The 17,312-nt window shown below is 73.1% G+C and carries 19 protein-coding genes; 10 read left to right on the forward strand and 9 right to left on the reverse strand.

Going from position 1 to position 17,312, the window contains the following annotated elements; genetic code table 11:
• Window positions 1–113 precede the first annotated feature (113 nt).
• On the reverse strand, window positions 114–767 hold the full coding sequence (locus GA0070624_RS07275; RefSeq protein ID WP_091348327.1) for a helix-turn-helix domain-containing protein: 654 nt from the start codon (window positions 765–767) through the stop codon (window positions 114–116).
• A gap of 171 nt (window positions 768–938) precedes the next feature.
• Here GA0070624_RS07275 and GA0070624_RS07280 point away from each other — a divergent pair, with 171 nt between their 5' ends.
• Window positions 939–1,952: a potassium channel family protein gene (locus GA0070624_RS07280; RefSeq protein WP_091337876.1), complete on the forward strand. Its 1,014-nt coding sequence runs from the start codon at window positions 939–941 to the stop codon at window positions 1,950–1,952.
• Window positions 1,953–2,033: 81 nt separating this feature from the next.
• On the opposite strand, the gene GA0070624_RS07285 is transcribed toward GA0070624_RS07280, so the two are convergent.
• Window positions 2,034–2,543 carry a MarR family winged helix-turn-helix transcriptional regulator gene (locus GA0070624_RS07285; RefSeq protein ID WP_176731620.1) on the reverse strand — a complete coding sequence of 170 codons (510 nt, stop codon included), beginning with the start codon at window positions 2,541–2,543 and terminating at the stop codon, window positions 2,034–2,036.
• Between the two features lie 84 nt (window positions 2,544–2,627).
• On the opposite strand from GA0070624_RS07285, the gene GA0070624_RS07290 reads away from it, so the two are divergent.
• A complete protein-coding gene (locus GA0070624_RS07290; protein WP_091337883.1) occupies window positions 2,628–3,275 on the forward strand; it encodes an FMN-dependent NADH-azoreductase in 648 nt (215 codons plus the stop codon).
• A 76-nt stretch (window positions 3,276–3,351) separates the two neighbouring features.
• Here the strand turns inward: GA0070624_RS07290 and GA0070624_RS07295 are convergent, their stop codons facing one another.
• From GA0070624_RS07295 to GA0070624_RS07305, 3 genes are all read right to left on the reverse strand, one after another.
• The gene (locus GA0070624_RS07295; RefSeq protein WP_091337886.1) at window positions 3,352–4,386 is read right to left on the reverse strand and encodes a 2-oxoacid:ferredoxin oxidoreductase subunit beta; all 1,035 of its coding nucleotides are present in this window, start codon (window positions 4,384–4,386) and stop codon (window positions 3,352–3,354) included.
• The gene (locus GA0070624_RS07300) at window positions 4,379–6,226 is read right to left on the reverse strand and encodes a 2-oxoacid:acceptor oxidoreductase subunit alpha (RefSeq protein ID WP_091337888.1); all 1,848 of its coding nucleotides are present in this window, start codon (window positions 6,224–6,226) and stop codon (window positions 4,379–4,381) included. Before GA0070624_RS07300 ends, GA0070624_RS07295 begins: the two co-directional genes overlap by 8 nt.
• 314 nt (window positions 6,227–6,540) lie before the next feature.
• A complete protein-coding gene (locus tag GA0070624_RS07305; RefSeq protein WP_091337892.1) occupies window positions 6,541–7,950 on the reverse strand; it encodes a hypothetical protein in 1,410 nt (469 codons plus the stop codon).
• Between the two features lie 130 nt (window positions 7,951–8,080).
• On the opposite strand from GA0070624_RS07305, the gene ndhC reads away from it, so the two are divergent.
• Window positions 8,081–8,458 (forward strand): NADH-quinone oxidoreductase subunit A, encoded by a 378-nt coding sequence (gene ndhC, locus GA0070624_RS07310; protein ID WP_091337895.1) that lies wholly within the window; start codon window positions 8,081–8,083, stop codon window positions 8,456–8,458.
• 29 nt (window positions 8,459–8,487) lie between these two features.
• On the opposite strand, the gene folP is transcribed toward ndhC, so the two are convergent.
• Window positions 8,488–9,357: a dihydropteroate synthase gene (gene folP, locus GA0070624_RS07315; protein ID WP_091337897.1), complete on the reverse strand. Its 870-nt coding sequence runs from the start codon at window positions 9,355–9,357 to the stop codon at window positions 8,488–8,490.
• A 150-nt stretch (window positions 9,358–9,507) separates the two neighbouring features.
• Here folP and GA0070624_RS07320 point away from each other — a divergent pair, with 150 nt between their 5' ends.
• The 5 genes from GA0070624_RS07320 (at window position 9,508) to GA0070624_RS07340 (ending at window position 12,834) form a co-directional block, all read left to right on the forward strand.
• Window positions 9,508–10,182 (forward strand): DivIVA domain-containing protein, encoded by a 675-nt coding sequence (locus tag GA0070624_RS07320; RefSeq protein WP_091337900.1) that lies wholly within the window; start codon window positions 9,508–9,510, stop codon window positions 10,180–10,182.
• Entirely contained in the window at window positions 10,179–10,676 is a 498-nt protein-coding gene (locus tag GA0070624_RS07325) for an SRPBCC family protein (protein WP_091337903.1), read from the forward strand. The genes GA0070624_RS07320 and GA0070624_RS07325 overlap by 4 nt, the downstream gene beginning before the upstream one ends.
• Window positions 10,677–10,752: 76 nt before the next feature.
• Window positions 10,753–11,331: a DNA-3-methyladenine glycosylase I gene (locus GA0070624_RS07330; RefSeq protein ID WP_091337906.1), complete on the forward strand. Its 579-nt coding sequence runs from the start codon at window positions 10,753–10,755 to the stop codon at window positions 11,329–11,331.
• Between the two features lie 62 nt (window positions 11,332–11,393).
• Window positions 11,394–12,017, forward strand: coding sequence for a hypothetical protein (locus GA0070624_RS07335; RefSeq protein ID WP_091337910.1), 624 nt, complete (start codon window positions 11,394–11,396; stop codon window positions 12,015–12,017).
• 64 nt (window positions 12,018–12,081) lie between these two features.
• Entirely contained in the window at window positions 12,082–12,834 is a 753-nt protein-coding gene (locus GA0070624_RS07340; RefSeq protein ID WP_091337913.1) for an SDR family NAD(P)-dependent oxidoreductase, read from the forward strand.
• A gap of 33 nt (window positions 12,835–12,867) precedes the next feature.
• Here the strand turns inward: GA0070624_RS07340 and GA0070624_RS07345 are convergent, their stop codons facing one another.
• Both GA0070624_RS07345 and GA0070624_RS07350 read right to left on the reverse strand, forming a co-directional pair.
• Window positions 12,868–13,659: an enoyl-CoA hydratase-related protein gene (locus GA0070624_RS07345; RefSeq protein ID WP_091337916.1), complete on the reverse strand. Its 792-nt coding sequence runs from the start codon at window positions 13,657–13,659 to the stop codon at window positions 12,868–12,870.
• Window positions 13,660–13,663: 4 nt separating this feature from the next.
• A complete protein-coding gene (locus GA0070624_RS07350; protein ID WP_091337918.1) occupies window positions 13,664–14,482 on the reverse strand; it encodes a PaaX family transcriptional regulator in 819 nt (272 codons plus the stop codon).
• A gap of 189 nt (window positions 14,483–14,671) precedes the next feature.
• Between GA0070624_RS07350 and GA0070624_RS07355 the strand changes: the two genes are divergently transcribed.
• Both GA0070624_RS07355 and GA0070624_RS07360 read left to right on the forward strand, forming a co-directional pair.
• A complete protein-coding gene (locus tag GA0070624_RS07355; RefSeq protein ID WP_007455245.1) occupies window positions 14,672–14,839 on the forward strand; it encodes a DUF3117 domain-containing protein in 168 nt (55 codons plus the stop codon).
• Between the two features lie 145 nt (window positions 14,840–14,984).
• Window positions 14,985–16,454: a leucyl aminopeptidase family protein gene (locus GA0070624_RS07360; protein ID WP_091337920.1), complete on the forward strand. Its 1,470-nt coding sequence runs from the start codon at window positions 14,985–14,987 to the stop codon at window positions 16,452–16,454.
• Window positions 16,455–16,510: 56 nt separating this feature from the next.
• Here GA0070624_RS07360 and GA0070624_RS07365 read toward each other — a convergent pair whose 3' ends face one another.
• Window positions 16,511–17,131: an O-methyltransferase gene (locus GA0070624_RS07365; RefSeq protein ID WP_091337923.1), complete on the reverse strand. Its 621-nt coding sequence runs from the start codon at window positions 17,129–17,131 to the stop codon at window positions 16,511–16,513.
• Window positions 17,132–17,312: the final 181 nt, after the last annotated feature.

The raw sequence follows: 17,312 nt of genomic DNA on the forward strand, positions 1-17,312 counted from the left end.
GGCGGGCGACGGACCGCCCGGGGAACCGGCGGTCTCCAGCCTCCGGCGGGCGTCGGTCACGGGCCCAGCGATTCTGCCTGCGGCAGATCGGCCGTGGGCAGAACCCGGCCGGGCTACGCGGCGGTCAGCCGCCGTCGGCCCGGCCGGCCCCGCCTGCGGGCCAGCGCCTTCGCAGTACGCGGTCGGGGGCGCCCGGCCGGTGCGGAGGGGATCAGCCGGATGCGCAGGCCGACCCCGCCGAGCGACGGCCCCAGGTGCGGCGCTGCCCCGCCCACGGACAGGACGGGCTCGCCGATGCCCAGGCTCGGCCCGCCGACGTGGCGCGAGCGCCCGCCTGCGTCGCCCACCCGGAGCAGGCGGTCGCCCGCGTTCAGGCTCAGGCCGCACACGTGCGGCGTCACCGCGTCCACTTGCGGCGCCGAGCCGTCCGGGTGGAAGCCGATCCGCAGGCGCGGACCGGCGGCGTCGGCCCGGGCGGCCGGCACCCGTTCGAGCCGAGCCAGGCTCACCCCGGACGTCGCGGGGACCCGCCGCTCGACCCGGCGCAGCTCGTCGCGGGCCTCTTCCAGCAGGTCGGAGAGGTTGAGCCCGAGCGCCCGGCAGATCGCCGCGAGCACCTCGGAGGAGGCCTCCTTGCGGCCGCGTTCCACCTCTGACAGGTAGGGCAGCGACACCCCGGCCGCCGCCGCCACCTCGCGCAACGTGCGGCCCTGCCGCAGCCGCACCCGCCGCAGCACCCCGCCGATCACCCGTCGCAGCAACGACATGCGGGCCTCCTCGCGGTCCTCGTCCTGGGAGTCCATCATGCCGCGTACGCACGCGGTGCACCGGCCCGGCCGAATCCCGTGTGCCCGGGCCGGCCGCGCTCATCGCCAGACGAGCCGTACCCGCTATGTTGTGCTCGTGCAGGCGACGACGGAGTCGGGGCAGGACCGCCGGTGATCCATTTTCCCGCGCAACGGCGGGGGCCGCTCGGCGCGCTCAGTCTGCGCCTGCTCGCCGCCCTGGCCCTGGTCTTCGCCGTGGTCGCCGTGGTCTGGATCGACCGGGACGGCTACCGCGACGTCAACGAGGACGGGCTGACCCTCCTCGACTGCTTCTACTACGCGGTGGTCTCGCTCTCCACCACCGGGTACGGCGACATCACCCCGGCGGCGCCCTCGGCGCGGCTGGTGAACGTCCTGTTCGTCACCCCGGCCCGGGTGCTCTTCCTGATCATCCTGGTCGGCACCACCCTGGAAGTCCTGACCGAGCAGTACCGGACCGGCCGTCGCCTGTCGCGGTGGAGGAGGACCGTGAAGGACCACGTCATCATCTGTGGCTACGGCACGAAGGGCCGCAGTGCGGTCTCCGCCCTGCTGGAGAACGGGCTGGAGAGGTCCCGGATCGTGGTGGTGGAGCGCAGCGGCGCGGCCCTGCGCCAGGCCACCTCGGCCGGTCTGGTCGCCATCGAGGGCTCGGCGACCCGTTCCTCAGTGCTGGAGGAGGCGCACGTCCGGACCGCCAAGGCGGTGATCATCGCGACCGACAGCGACGACGCCTCGGTGCTGGTGGCGCTGACCGTCCGGCAGCTCACCGCCGGCCAGGTCCGGATCATCGCGGCGGCACGCGAGGCGGAGAACGCACCGTTGCTCAAGCAGAGCGGCGCGCACCACGTCATCGTCTCCTCCGCCACCGCCGGCCGCCTGCTCGGCCTCTCCACCTCCGCCCCGCCGCTGATCGACGTGGTGGAGGATCTGCTCACCCCGGGGCAGGGCATGGCGCTGGCCATGCGCTCCGCCGAGCGTGACGAGGTGGGGCGCTCCCCTCGTGAGCTGGATGCGCTGGTCATCGCCCTGGTCCGGCGGGGCAAGGTGGTCACCCTCAACGAAAAGGCCGGTGCGATGATCGAGACCGGCGACATGCTGGTGCACGTCCGCGACGACCGTCCCCAGTCGACACCCGTCATCTGACCGTCCCGATCCGCTGCCGGGCCGGCCGGCGCGCCGCAGCGTCCGCTCGCCGCCGGCGCAGCGCCGGGGTGGCGCGGGCACTCAGCAGGCGGCGCCCGGCTCCCGGTCGTCCGTGATCGCACCGGCGCAGGCCGCCGACGCGTCGGCGCAGGTCACCGGCGACCCGCTGGCCGCCCGCCGGAGCAGCTCGTAGAGCGTTTCGCGCTCGGCCGGATCCAGTGCGCCGAGCACCTCGTCCTCGGCGGCGGCGAGGCCACACTCCGCCTCGTTGAGGCGTTTCGCACCGGTCTCGGTGAGGCTCACCACGTGCCGGCGACGGTCCTCGGGTGAGCGCCGCCGCTCGACCAGGCCCGCCGCCTCCAGGTCGTTGAGCAGCCCGACGACGTTCGTGCCGTCGATCTGCAGGGTGCCGGCCAGGGCCTGCTGACTGATGTCGCCCGCGCTGCGCAGCACGGTGAGCGCGACGAGGTGCCGGGGCCGCAGGCCGAGCGGCGCCAGCACCGACTCCGACCGCAGCCGCATACGCCGGGCGAGGTAGTCGAGCAGCGCCCCGGAGCGGCGCTCCGACTGGTCGACCGGCACGGCAGGCATGTGACCCAGTTTACCCGGACCGCAGAACATGGGCCTGCTATAAATGGTTGGCGCTACACAAACGATCCGTGGAGGATTAGCCAAATGCCACACCTGTTGCACATCGATTCGAGCATCCGGGGCGAGCACTCGGTCAGCCGGCAGCTCACCGCCCGCGCCGCCGCAGCCTGGCGGGCCGCCCACCCGGGTGGCACGGTCACCTACCGAGACCTCGGCAGGGAGCCGCTGCCGCACCTCGACGAGGCGGGCGGCCTGGCGCGCATGGTGCCGCCGGAGCAGCACACGCCGGCGCAGCGCGCGTCCTGGCAACTGAGTGAGCACCTGGTGGACGAGGTGAAGCGGGCCGACACGGTCCTGCTGGGCCTCCCGCTCTACAACTACGGCACACCGAGCAGCGTGAAGGCCTGGGTCGACCACCTCATCGCGCCGGGGATCGCGTACGACCCGGGCACCGGCACGGGTCTGCTGGGTGGCCGGGAGTTCATCGTGCTGGCCAGCCGGGGTGGTGGCTACGGCCCCGGCACGCCGCGCGAGGGCTGGGACCACGCCGAGCCATGGCTTCCGCACGGCATCTCCATGACCGGTCTGGAGCCGCGCTTCATCTCCGCCGAGCTGACGCTCGCTCCGGTGAACCCGGCCATGGCCGAGCTGATCCCCCTGCACGAGGCGAGCCTCGCCACGGCCGAGCGGGAGATCGACCAGCTCTGGCTGCCGGCCTCCGCCGCGGTCTGACCGCGCTGAGACGAACGGAAGGGTGGTCACTCCGCACGGAGTGACCACCCTTTCCGATGAGCGGCGCAGCGACGGGTCAGAGGATCGTCCAGGTGTCGCCGCTGGCGAGCAGGCCGGCAAGCTGCTGCTCCTGAGTCTCGGTGACCGTCGACCGGGCCGTGGTCACCTGCTCCTGCACGACCGTGTCGTACGACGGGCGGGTCACCGAGCGGAACACCCCGATCGGGGTGTTGCGCAGGTCGTGCCCGGGCAGCCGGGACAGCGCGAAGGCGTAGGCGGGGTCGGCGACCGTGGCGTCGTGCACGACGATCTCCTCGGCCGGGGTGGTCGCCGTCTCGCGTACCTCCAGGCCGAACCCGCCCGGCGGGTGGACGACGCAGAACTGGCCGTCCTTGCCGAAGGTGATCGGCTGCCCGTGCTCCAGCCGGATCAGGAAGTCGTCGCGGGTGGCCGGCTCCTTGAGCTGGTCGAACGCGCCGTCGTTGAAGATGTTGCAGTTCTGGTAGATCTCCACGAACGCGGAGCCCTGGTGCTCGGCGGCGGCCCGCAGCACCGACTGCAGGTGCTTGCGGTCGGAGTCGATGGTCCGGCCGACGAAGGTCGCCTCCGCGCCGAGCGCCAGCGAGAGCGGGTTGAACGGCGCGTCCGCCGAGCCCACCGGGGTCGACTTGGTGATCTTGCCGACCTCGGAGGTCGGGGAGTACTGACCCTTGGTCAGGCCGTAGATCCGGTTGTTGAAGAGCAGGATCTTGAGGTTGACGTTGCGGCGCAGCGTGTGGATCAGGTGGTTGCCCCCGATCGAGAGCGCGTCGCCGTCACCGGTGACCACCCAGACCGACAGGTCCGGGCGGGACACCGACAGGCCGGTGGCGATCGCCGGGGCGCGGCCGTGGATCGAGTGCATCCCGTAGGTGTTCATGTAGTACGGGAAGCGCGACGAGCAGCCGATCCCGGAGACGAAGACGATGTTCTCCCGCGGGATGTTCAGCTCCGGCATGAACTGCTGGACGGCGGCCAGGATCGCGTAGTCACCGCAGCCGGGGCACCAGCGCACCTCCTGGTCGGACTTGAAGTCCTTGGCGGTGAGCTTGAGGGCGACGGGCTCAGACATTCTTCAGGACCTCTTCCAGCATCGTCTCCAGCTCCGCGGCGGTGAAGGGCAGGCCGCGGACCTGGTTGTAGCCGATCGCGTCGACCAGGTACTTCGCCCGGATCACGTGGGCGAGCTGGCCGAGGTTCATCTCCGGGATCACCACCCGGTCGTACGAGCGCAGCACCGTGCCGAGGTTGGCCGGCATCGGAGCCAGGTGGCGCAGGTGCGCCTGGGCGATGGAGAAGCCGCGCTGCCGCAGGCCGCGGCAGGCCGCCCCGATCGGCCCGTACGTCGAGCCCCAACCGAGCACCAGCACCCGGGCGTCGCCGTCCGGGTCCTCCACCTCGACGTCCGGCACCGGGATCGTCTCGATCCGGGCCGCCCGGGTCCGCACCATGAAGTCGTGGTTGGCTGGGTCGTACGAGATGTCGCCGGTCTTGTCGGCCTTCTCCAGACCGCCGATCCGGTGCTCCAGGCCCGGCGTGCCGGGGATGGCCCACGGCCGGGCCAGGGTCTCCGGGTCGCGCAGGTAGGGCAGGAAGGTCGTGCCGTCCTCGCCGTTGGGCTGGGTGGCGAACTCGACCCGCAGGTCGGGCAGGGACTCCACGTCCGGCAGCAGCCACGGCTCGGAGCCGTTGGCCACGTAGTTGTCCGACAGCAGGATCACCGGGGTGCGGTAGGTGAGCGCGATCCGGGCCGCCTCCAGGGCGGCGTGGAAGCAGTCCGCGGGGGACTTCGGCGCGATCACCGCGACCGGGGCCTCGCCGTGCCGGCCGTACAGGGCCATGTTGAGGTCGGCCTGCTCGGTCTTGGTCGGCATGCCGGTGGACGGCCCGGCCCGCTGCACGTCGACGATCACCAGCGGCAGCTCCAACGCCACCGCCAGGGAGATCGTCTCGCTCTTCAGCGCCACGCCGGGGCCGCTGGTGGTGGTGACGCCGAGCGAACCGCCGTACGAGGCGCCCAGCGCGGCGCCGACCGCGGCGATCTCGTCCTCGGCCTGCATGGTGATCACGCCGAACCGCTTGTGCTTGCTCAGTTCGTGCAGGATGTCCGAGGCCGGGGTGATCGGGTACGCGCCGAGGAAGACCGGCAGCCCGGAGCGGACCCCGGCGGCCACCAGGCCGAGCGAGAGCGCCGCGTTGCCGGTGATGTTCCGGTAGGTGCCCGGCACCATCTTCGCCGGCTTGACCTCGTAGCGGACCGAGAAGTTCTCCGTGGTCTCGCCGAAGTTCCAACCGGCCCGGAAGGCGGCCACGTTCGCCGCGGCGAGCTCGGGCCGGGCGGCGAACTTGCGCTCCAGGAAGCGCAGCGTCGACTCGTACGGCCGGGAGTACATCCAGGAGAGCAGGCCGAGAGCGAACATGTTCTTGGCCCGCTCGGCGTCCTTCTTGGACACGTCATGCCCGGCCAGCGCACCGACCGTCATCGAGGTCAGCGCCACCGGATGCACCACGTAGCCGGTGAGGGAGTCGTCGTCCAGCGGGCTGACCGCGTAGCCGACCTTGGCCAGGTTGCGCTTGGTGAACTCGTCGGTGTTGACGATGATGTCCGCGCCGCGCGGCAGGTCCGTCAGGTTGGCCTTCAGTGCCGCCGGGTTCATCGCGACGAGCACGTTCGGGGCGTCACCCGGGGTCAGGATGTCGTAGTCGGCGAAGTGCACCTGGAAGCTCGACACGCCGGGGAGGGTGCCTGCGGGCGCCCGGATCTCGGCCGGGAAGTTCGGCAACGTCGAGATGTCGTTGCCCAACTGCGCGGTTTCGGAGGTGAACCGGTCACCGGTGAGCTGCATGCCGTCGCCCGAGTCGCCGGCGAACCGGATAACCACCCGGTCCAGTTGACGGATCTGCTTGGTCACGCCCCCACCTCGCTTCGCTCAGCGCCGTCGCACGGGTGGCTGAACATGTTGGTGACCCCGCCTTGCCCGGCCACGTGACCTCCTTGACACGCTGCTGCCGCCGGCCATCCGAAGCCCGTCCGGCCCGCTCGATTCCTCACGTCAGAGCCTACGTCGGTCCGTTAGGGCGACCTTGGTGGAGGTCCGCCGTATGAGACCCCATCGGGCCGCTGTATGCCCGGCTTTGTGGTGTTTAGTACCAGCAGCCGTAACCCAGATCACCGCACGCCCGAATGACCTGGTCGGCCGGGGAGGACGGGACGGGCGGACGCGGATCATTCCGAGCTGGCGGGCCCCGCGGCCGGGTCGGGCGCCGGCTCGGTCATCCGTCGGCGCAGCGAGATGGTGGCCAGCGCGAGCGCGAGCACCACCAGCAGTCCGGAGACCGCGATCAGCGTGATCGCCGTCCGCTGCACCGAGCTGAGGCCGTCGTCTTCGGCACCCTGTTCGGCGACGGCGAGCACACCCTGGGAGCCGGTCGGGACGGGGGTGCCGATCGGCGGGGTGGACAGCGCCGCCGCCGCGGTGATCCGGAAGCTCATCTGCACCTGTCGGCTCCGGCCGCTGCGCGGATCCAACCGGCCGACGACCGCGCCGGCCAGCGGGGCCCGGCGCTGGGCCTCCGGCGTCGCGGTCACCGGCAGCCGCAGGGTGGCGTCGCGTCCCGCCGGCACGGTGCCGAGGTCGCACCGGGTCCGCTCCGGCGTCACCGCGACGCAGCCCGGTGGCGGGCTGGACGCGGTCACCCCGTCGGGGAGGGTCACCTCGACCCGGCCGGCTGCGTGGATCTTGCCCGTGTTGCCGAGGCGCACGGCCAGGCTGCTCGGGCCGCCGTTGATGTCGAAGACCACCTCGTCGGCGCGGAGCGAGATGCCGGGCACCGGCGGGCCGGGCGGGAAGAGCACGGCGAAGCCCTCGCCGTCCTCGGCCGAGCCGGTGACGCCCGGGGCGGTCGCGGTCACCCGGACCGACCCGCTGAGCGGCATGGAACGCCAGGCGGTCCCGCTGACCCGGACCCGGATTGAGGCGTTGAACCGGGCGCCCGGGGCGGTGGTCCACTCGCCGCAGCGGTAATTGCCGCCACCGGCGGCCGCGCATCCGGCGGTCCCGGCGTCGCTCACCCCGGCCGGCAGCGTGTACCGGAGGCGGAGCCGTTCCGGTGCGGTCCCGGTGTTCGTGACGGTGACCCGCAGCGTGGTCACGGTGCTGCGGGCGTTCCAGTAGGCCGGGGTGAGCGAGATGTCCTCGGTGGTCACCCGGACGCCGAGTTGACCGGCGGGCGGCTGGCCGGCCCCGGATCTGGCCGGGGGCGGGGGCGCGGGGGCCGACGCGGTTGGTGCCGTCGTGGTCGGGACCGGGTTGGGAGCGGTGGTGGCCGGCGCCGGCTCGGTCGTCGGCGGCGCCGGCGGTGTCGTCTCCGGCGGCGCGCTCTCGGTCGGTGGCGCCGTGGTTGGCGCCGGTTCCGGCGGATCCACTGTGGGCGTGGGATCCGTCGGGTCGGTGCCGGACTCACCCGCCGGATCGGTGGCGGCGGTGACCACGCCGGTGACCGTCGGCGACGCGGCCGCCCACTCGGGCGCCAGCGCGACCGCCGCCGCGAGACCGGCGGCGAGCGACGCCGCGAGCAGTACGGAGGTACGTCGGTCAGCGACCCGCCGATCGGGGCGTACGGGCAGGCGGGCCATCTGTCCTCCGTGACGATCAGTGAGCTCTCATTATTCGGTAATAGTTGTCGCGCGGCACTAGTCCCGGAAGAAACAAGTCCGTAACGTGTCCGGTACGGCGATGAGGGCCGACCCGGTAGGCTGACCGATCGTGACCGGTTACCTCGGCTCGTACGCCACGCTCGGTCTCCTCCTGCTCGCCAGCGTTCTCTTCTTCGTTACGGCGTTCTCGGCCAATCGGGTGTTACGTCCTGGCCGTCCGGCCGATCCCTGGGGCAAGAGGACCAGCTACGAGTGCGGGCTCGACCCGGTCGGGGGCGACTGGGCCCAGATGCAGATCCGCTACTACGTCTACGCGTATCTCTACGTGCTCTTCGCGGTCGAGGCCGTGTTCCTCTTCCCCTGGGCGCTGGTCTTCGACCGGCCCGGGTTCGGCGTGACCACCGTGGTTGAGATGGCGATCTTCGTGGCCGTGGTGGCGCTCGGCATCCTCTACGCCTGGCGGAAGAACATCCTCCGCTGGACCTGACCCGGTCCGCGCCGCTTCGGCCGCTGCCGTCAGGCCAGGCCGCGGCGGGTCGCGGTGGGCGGGCGGTCGCCCTTGATCGAGGCGACCATGTCCAGCACCCGACGGGTCTCGCGGACCTGGTGGGCGCGGAACACCCGGGCCCCGAGCCACGCCGAGACGGCCGTCGCGGCCAGGGTGCCCTCGAGGCGTTCGGGCACCGGCAGGTCGAGTGTCTCGCCGATGAAATCCTTGTTCGACAGGGCGACCAGCAGCGGCCAGCCGGTGCCGGAGAGCTCCGCCAGCCGGCGGGTGATCTCCAGCGAGTGCCAGGTGTTCTTGCCGAAGTCGTGCGCCGGATCGATCAGGATGCCGTCGGGGCGTACGCCGAGGGCGACCGCGCGCTCGGCGAGCCCGGTCACGGTCCCGATCACGTCGGCCACCACGTCGTCGAAGGCGGCGCGGTGCGGCCGGGTACGCGGGATGAGCCCGCCGGCGTGCGAGCAGACCAGCCCGGCGCCGGTCTCCGCGGCGACCCCGGCCAGCGCGGGGTCGGCCCCCGACCAGGTGTCGTTCAGCAGATCGGCGCCGGCGGCCACCGCCTCCACCGCGACCTCCGCCCGCCAGGTGTCGATGGAGATGACCACGTCGGGGAAGGCCGCCCGGACCGCGGCGATGGTGGCAACCGTACGGCGGATCTCCTCGGCCACGTCCACCTCGTCGCCCGGCCCGGCCTTCACCCCGCCGATGTCGATGATCTCCGCGCCCTCGGTCACCGCGCGTTCGACCGCGCGCAGCGCGCTGTCGGCCGCGAACGTGGCGCCCCGGTCGAAGAACGAGTCAGGCGTGCGGTTGACGATCGCCATCACCACCAGCTCGCCCGGGGAGAACGTCCGCCCACCGAGCCGCAGCGCCCCGGCCATGCCCACCTCCTGATCTCCGCCCGCCGTCGGCCGCTGCCGACGCTATCCCGTCCGTCGCCGGCCGGCCCGGCCGGTACGGCCGGTTGCGATTCAATGATCGGAGCGGGTGGTGGGCTCGCTCGGGGCCGGTCCGCATGCCACGATCTCCCCATGGGTGAGGTTCTGCTCCTCTTGGTGGTGGCGCTGACCGTCGCGGCGGTGGTGTTCGGGGTGACGGTGCTGGTCTCCGGGCGCGATCCCGGCCTGGCGCCGGCCGAGCCGGACGGACGGGCCGTACCACTGCCGGGCACCCGCCCACTGGAGGAGTCGGACTTAGCCGAGGTCCGGTTCGACACGGCGCTGCGCGGCTACCGGATGACCCAGGTCGACCAGGCGATGCGCCGGGCGGCCTACGACATCGGCTACAAGTCCGAGCTGATCGGGGTGCTCGAAGCGGAGGTCCGCGCCCTGCGGGAGGGGCGGACGGCCGACGCCGAGGCGCTGCGCCGGGCCCGTGCGGAGGCGGCCGGCATCGGCCCGGCCGCCGTCGAGGAAACCTCCCCGGAGGGCGAGCCGGCCGCCGACCGGCCCCCGGCGCCGACCGGCGCGCCGGAGACCGCGCGGCCGGAGACCGATGCCGCGACCACGCCGGAGGCCGGCGAGCCGGACGCCACCCTCCGCCCGCCCGCCGATCCCACCTTCTCCCCGGCCACGGACCCCACGGCCGCGGACGCCGAGTCGGCGGCGAACGGCCGGGCCGGCACCGAGGCCGCGTCCGGGGACGCGGAGGGCGAGGAGGGCTGGGCCCGGGAGCCCGGCGCGGTGGTCCGCTCGGAGTCGGCGTGACCGAGCCGGAGGGCGCGGACGACCTGGTCGAGGCGGCCCAACCGGGTGCTGGCGAGGTGACGGCGACGGTGATCGTCGACGCCCCGGCCGAGCGGGTCTTCGCGGCGCTGACCGCGTGGGAACGGCAGTCCGACTGGATCCCGCTGACCACCGTCCGGGTGGTGGAGGGGGACGGTGGCGAGGGCACTCTGGTCGAGGCGATCACCGCGCTCGGCCCGGCGGTGATCCGCGACGAGATGCGGGTGGTCCGGGTCGACGCGCCGTACGAGGTCGGCGTGGTGCACTGCGGGCGGCTGCTGCGCGGCCCAGGCGTGCTGCGCTGCACCCCGATAGAGCGGGACCGGACCCAGGTGGTCTGGCACGAGTGGTTCCACCTGCCCGGCGGCACCGCCGGCCGGGTGGCCTGGCCGCTGCTCTGGCCCGGCTCGAAGTTCAGCCTCACCCAGGCCCTGAAGAAGTTCGCCCGGCTCGTGGAGCAGGGCCGGCTGCCCTGACCGCCGCGGGCCGACTACCGTGCCCGGCGCGGCCGGCCGCGGCCCGCTGTCGGTGGGCTGCCCTACCGTGTAGGCCGTGACTGACCTGGTGACCGGCCCCGACGGGCTGACCCGCTGCGCCTGGGGTGCGAGCACCCCGGACTACGCCGCCTACCACGACCGGGAGTGGGGCCGGCCGCTGCGCGGCGACGACGCGCTCTACGAGCGGCTGACGCTGGAGGCGTTCCAGTCCGGCCTCTCCTGGCTGACCATCCTGCGCAAGCGCCCCGCGTTCCGGCTCGCCTTCGACGAGTTCCGGATCGAAAAGGTCGCCGGCTACGGCGAGGCCGACGTGGCGCGGCTGCTCGCCGACGCCGGCATCGTGCGCAACCGGGCCAAGGTCGAGGCGGCGATCGCCAACGCCCGGGCCGCGCTGGAGCTGCCCGACGGGCTCTCCGCTCTGCTCTGGTCGTACGCGCCACCGCCCCGGGCCGCCCGGCCGCGGTCGTTCGCGGAGGTGCCGGCGCTCACCCCCGAGTCGACCGCGATGGCCAAGGCGCTCAAGAAGCGTGGCTTCCGCTTCGTCGGCCCCACCACCGCGTACGCGCTCATGCAGGCGACCGGCATGGTCGACGACCACCTCGCCGGCTGCCATGTGACGGTCGACCCGACGTGACGCGGGCGCCCTCCGGCCGACGTGACGGGACCGGCGCCGGCGCGGCGTGATGGGATTGCCCCATGACCGACACCGAGCTCCGCGCGAGCGGGACGATCGACGCCGGCAGCGGGCACGGGGCCTGGGCGGTGCTCCTGCCCGCCGAGCGGTACGAGGCCGAGCGGCTCGTGCACCACGACACCCTCGAGCTGACCGGCCTGGACGGCGCCGCCCGCCCCCGGCCCGGTGAGCCGGTCGCGGTGCTGGTCGACGAGCCGCCCCGGGTGGTGGCGCTGGGCCGGATCGCCAGGGCGACGGCGGAGATCCGGGAGGATCCGGACGATCCGCAGTCGGAGGTCGGTCCGAGGGAGCTCGTGGTGACGTACACCCGGCGGGCCTTCGACGAGCCGGCGCCGGCGCACGGGCTGACCCTGGCCGGGCCGGTCACCGCCCTGGACGTCGCCGCCTGGCGGGAGCTGGCCGACCGGCTCGGCCCACCGCCGCCGCGCCGCTCCTGGCTGGTCAGCCTGGATCTGCCAATCGAGGCGGCGTCGGCCGCCGACGCGGTCCGGCTCTTCTGGTCGTACGTGCAGGAGCTGGGCCCGCGCGAGCTGCCCGCGTTCGTCTCCCCCGCCGGCAACGAGCTGGCGATGCAGGCGTTCGTGCTCGGCGCGGAGGCCAACCAGGATCCGGAAGAGGACGACTGACGAACGGCCGTGCGGTTACGGTGCCGGGGAGGGCCGGTGCCGGCCGGCCGCCCGAGGGGGTTCGATGCGGTTCCAGGACAGGGTCGCATTCGTCATCGGCGGCGCGTCCGGGATCGGCGAGGCCACCGCTCGGCGCTTCGCCGCCGAGGGCGCGAAGGTGGTGATCGCGGACGTCGACCCCGAGGGCGCCGAGCGGGTCGCCGGCGCGCTGCCCGACGCGTACCCGGTGGTCGTGGACACCGCCGAGGCCGCCTCCGTCGAGCAGGGCATCGCCGACGCGATGCAGCGGTACGGCCGGATCGACATCATCTTCAACAACGCCGGCATCGACGGGCAGCAGCAGCCGCTGCACGAGATGGACGTGGAGAACTGGGAGCGGGTCCGCCGGATCAACGGTGACGGGGTCTTCCACGTCCTCAAGTACGGCATCGAGGCGATGCTGCGCGGCGGTGGCGGCGCGGTCATCAACACCTCGTCCACCACGGCGCTGGCCGCCCAGGAGAACATCTCCCCGTACACCTTCACCAAGGCCGGCATCGTCGGCCTGACCCGCTCGGCGGCCATCGAGTACGCGGCCCGCAACATCCGGGTCAACGCGGTCGCCCCGACGGTGGTGATGACCCCGCTGGTCGAGCACTTCATCAACAGCGCGCCGGACCCGGGGCAGATGCGGCGGCAGATGGAGTCGTTCAACCCGAAGCCGGGCATCCCGACCCCGGACGACATCGCCGGGGTGGTGGCCTTCCTCGCCTCCGACGAGGCCGCCTGGATCACCGGCCACACCATCCCGATCGACGGCGGCTACGTCGCCCGCTGATCCCTCCGCGCCCCGCGCAGTAAGCCGGTCCGATCAGCGGCCCTCAAAGACCGGCTTCTGCTTGTTGACGAAGGCCATCGTGGCGGACCGGTGGTCGGCGGTCGCCCCGCAGATCGACTGCGCCTGCGCCTCGGCGGCCAGCGCGTCGGCGAGGGTGCCAGCGTCGGCGATGGAGAGCTGCCGCTTGATCGCCGCGTACGCGACGGTCGGACCGGCAGCGAGCCGGGCGGCCAGCTCCTGTGCGGTCGGCAGCACCTGCTCGTCGTCGTCCACCAGCTTGGTGAGCAGGCCCAGCCGGCTGGCCTCCTCGGCGCCCACCGGCTCGGCGAGCATCAGCAGCTCGACGGCCTTGGCGTGGCCGACGAGCCGGGGCAGCGTCCAGGAGGCCGCCGTGTCGGCGGCGAGCCCGACGCCGGCGAAGGCCATCAGGAAGCGGGTCTTGGGTCCGCCGATCCGGAAGTCGGCCAGGAAGGCGAGCGAGGCGCCGGCGCCGGCGGCCATGCCCCGGACCGCGGCGATCACCGGCTTGGGCAGGTTGGCCAGGCGGGCGGCGATCGGGTTGTAGTGGGCCCGCACGGTGGCCAGCGGGTCGGCGTCGGCCGACTCGAGGGTCTGCACGTGCTCGCGGAGGTCCTGCCCGGCGCTGAACGACCCGCCCGCCCCGGCCAGTACCACCGCCCGGCAGGACCGGTCGGTCTCCAGCTCGACCAGGGTGTCCCGGAGCGCCTCCTTGAGCGCCACGTCGAGCGAGTTCATCGCCGTCGGACGGTTCAGCGTCAGGGTGACGACGGCGTCAGTGCGGTCGACGAGCAGCGGCTCGGTCACGTTTCTAACGACCCTTCTGTCGGGCGTGGCGGTTGTTGGCGTCGAGGCAGTGCTCGACGTGCCGGTCGGCGGCCGGCCGCAGCCGGGCCGCGTGCCGGTCGAAGAAACTGGCCGCGCTGGTGCCCGGCCAGCGTTCGGGGAGCAGCGCCGGGGGCAACTGCGGGTCCCGGAAGAGGAAGGTACGCCACGCGTGCACCAGCCGGAACCGGGCCGCGTACGCCTCCTCGTCGCTGCTGCGCACGGTCACCCCGGCCAGCAGGGGCTTCTGCTCGGCGACGAACCGCTCGTACGCCCGACCGATCTCGGCCAGGTCCCAGGCGCGGCGGACCACCCCCATGGCGCCCGGCGTGCCGGCGACGTGCGCGGCGCCGAACCGCTCGTAGCGCACGCCCGCCTCGCTGAGCAGGACGTCCACGTCCTCGCCCGGCCGGGTCGCCACCCAGTTGCAGTCGTCGAGTGCGCCGTAGCCGAGGAAGGTGAGGTTCGCGGCGAGCCGCTGGCGTTCCCGCCGCGAGGCGGGGGCTTCCAGTACCACCAAATCGAAGCGCCCGTCCCAGCTGATCCGCCCGGTCCGGTAAATCCGGGCGGCCGCCTCGTCTAGTCGTCGGGCGGCTTTCGGTGTGATCGAATATCCCGGTCCGGAGGCCAGCCGAAGCGGTTCCAGCCACCCCTGGCGGACCATCCGGGAGACCGCGGTCCGCACGGCCGGAGGCGCGATGCCAAGCGGTGCCAGCAGCTTGACCAGGGCGGCGACTGGTGCGCGACCACCCCTGGCCCGGAGGTGGTCGCCGTACAGGTCGAAGAGTGCCGACCGTGCCTGCATGACCGCACATTGTGACAGGCCTACCCAAGATAAGCTAGATGCTGTTACATCAATGCTGCCTGGGTTTGGGTCCGGCGGTGTTCATCAGGGAAAATCGTTGGTCGACACCCCAGTGAAACGCTGCGGTGGTTAGGCGAAGAGGCTGTGGGGCAACCCACCGACCCTGGTGTAGGTCTGAGGGGAGACAACATGGCGGCGATGAAGCCGCGGACGGGCGACGGTCCGCTGGAAGTCACCAAGGAGGGCCGGGGCATCGTCATGCGGGTCCCGCTGGAGGGTGGTGGCCGGCTCGTCGTCGAGATGACTCCCGACGAGGCCAACGCGCTCGGTGACGCGCTGAAGGCAGCCGCCGGCTGATCGAGGAGCGGTCCGAGCGGCGCAAGCCGCGCGGGTGGTTCGTCCTTCCCTGAGCCACCGGCACCGCCGGTGGCTCAGGGCCTTCATAGCCCTGGAAGCGGCGGTGCGTCCCGCTTCGTGATCTTTTCTGGAGGTACGGTCCAGCGTGCTGGCCATCCGTCTGGTGGCTGAGCCCGAGCGGCTCGACACCCTCGTCCTGCCCATCCGTCCCGCTGGACCGGCCGAGGGGCCGAACGCCCCGGTCGCGCTGGTCCCGACCACACCGGCACCTCCCGGCGACGTGCTGACCGAGGCGACCGCGCTGGTCCCCGCCGCCCGGTTGACCGGGCGTGCCGGCGAGGTGCGGGAGCACCTGCGGCCGGCGGGCACCCCGCTTCGGCTGCTGCTGCTCGGCGTCGGCGACGGCGACGAGCGGGGCTGGCGGACGGCGGGCGCGGCGCTGGCGCGGGCCGCCAAGGCTGAGATGCACGTCACGGTGGCGCTGCCGGCCGACGGGGCCGGGGCGCTGCGTGGTCTGGTCGAGGGCCTGCTGCTGGGGTCTTACCGGTTCCGGATGGCCGACGACGGCGAGGCACCCGCGTTGACCGAGGTGGACGTCGTGGTGAGCGACCCGGACCGGCTCACGTCGACCTTGGAGACGGCCCGGACCACGGCCGCGATGACCCGGCTGGCCCGGGATCTCACCAACACCCCCTCCTCCGTCAAGAACCCGCAGTGGTTCGTCGAGCAGGTCGAGGCGGCCGTGGCCGGCCAGCCGGACCTGCACCTGCGGGTCCGTGAGCCCGAGGAACTGGAGGCCGGGGGCTTCGGCGGCATCCTCGCCGTCGGCAGTGGCTCGGCGAGCGGCCCCCGGCTGGTCGAGCTGGACTGGCGGCCGGCCGACGCGCGTACCCACGTGGTGTTGGTCGGCAAGGGGATCACCTTCGACTCCGGCGGCATCTCGATCAAGCCAGTGCCGGCGATGAAGCTGATGCGCAAGGACATGGCCGGGGCGGCGGCGGTGGTGGCCGCCACGCTGGGCGCTGCCGCGCTGCGGCTGCCGGTCCGGATCACCACCCTGGCGCCGCTCGCGGAGAACATGGTCAGCGGGGCGGCGTTCCGCCCCGGCGACGTCGTCCGCCACTACGGCGGGGTGACCAGCGAGACCACCAACTCGGACGCGGAGGGGCGGCTCGTGCTCGCCGACGCGATGGCGTACGCCCAGGAGCTGTCGCCCGACCTCCTGGTCGACCTCGCCACGCTGACCGGCGCGAACGCGGTCGCGCTGGGCAAGCGGCACGGCGCCCTCTACAGCGAGAACGACCAACTCGCCACCGACCTGCTGACCGCGATCGACGCGGCGGGCGAGTCCGCCTGGCGGATGCCGCTGCCGGCCGACTACGTGGAGTACCTGGGCAGCGACCTGGCCGACCTGCACAGCTCGCCGGATCGGGGTGCCGGCTCGGTGGTCGCCGCGCTCTTCCTGCGTGAATTCACCGGTGACCTGCGGAACCGCTGGGTGCATGTGGACATGTCCGCCCCCTCCTGGGCCGAGGGCGACGATGCCGAGTTGACCCGGGGCGCGACCGGCTGGGGCGTACGCGGGCTGCTGCGCTGGCTGGGCACGCTGGGCTGACCGCCCGGGTCCGGCTCGCGCCCGGCGGACCTATCGGCGCGTCCGGCCGGGCCGGCTCAGCACTTCACCGCGGCGAGCAGGCCGTGGCCCACCGGGAGCAGGGCGGGGATCCACTGCTCCGACTCGCGGATCGCCTTGATCGTCTCCCGGACGGTGACCGTCTCGACGTCCCGGGCGGCCGGGTCGCCGATCCGCCCGCCGGCCAGCGTGCCGTTGAGCGCGAGCACCCCGCCGGGACGCAGCAGCCGCAGCGCCGCGTCCACGCAGGCGGTGAAGCCGGTCGCCTCCGCGTCGACGAAGACCAGGTCGTAGGCGCCGTCCGCGAGCCGCGGCAGCACGTCGAGCGCGCGGCCGGTGATGATCCGGGTACGCCCCGACGGGAAGCCCGCCTCGGCGAAGATCCGCCGGGCGATCCGCTGGTGCTCCACCTCCACGTCGATGGTGGTGAGCACCCCGTCGGCCCGCATGCCGCGCAGCAGCCAGACGCCGCTGACCCCGGTGCCGGTGCCGATCTCGACCACCGCGCGGGCGTTCCCGGCGGCGGCGAGCAGCCGCAGCGCGGCACCGGCCCCGGGCGTCACCGCGTCGACGCCGACCTCCCGGGCGAGGCTGCGGGCGGTCCGCAGGACGAGATCCTCGGTGACGTACGACTCGGCGAACTGCAGAGCCTGGGCCATCGAGTTGCCGGAACTGGCGACCGTGGCGATGGGACACCTCCGGGCGGCGAGGAGTGGTAGCGGGGGGCGGGTTGGCGGTATGAGCCTAGAGGCGGGACCCGAGGGGCGCAGCCGCGAGTCCGCCACTGGTCGATCACGGCCGGCAACCGCTGACTCCACGCGCGGCATCCGTGCAATCCTG

Origin of the sequence: Micromonospora rhizosphaerae (assembly GCF_900091465.1) — a bacterium.
In the GTDB taxonomy this organism is placed as follows: Bacteria; Actinomycetota; Actinomycetes; order Mycobacteriales; family Micromonosporaceae; genus Micromonospora; species Micromonospora rhizosphaerae.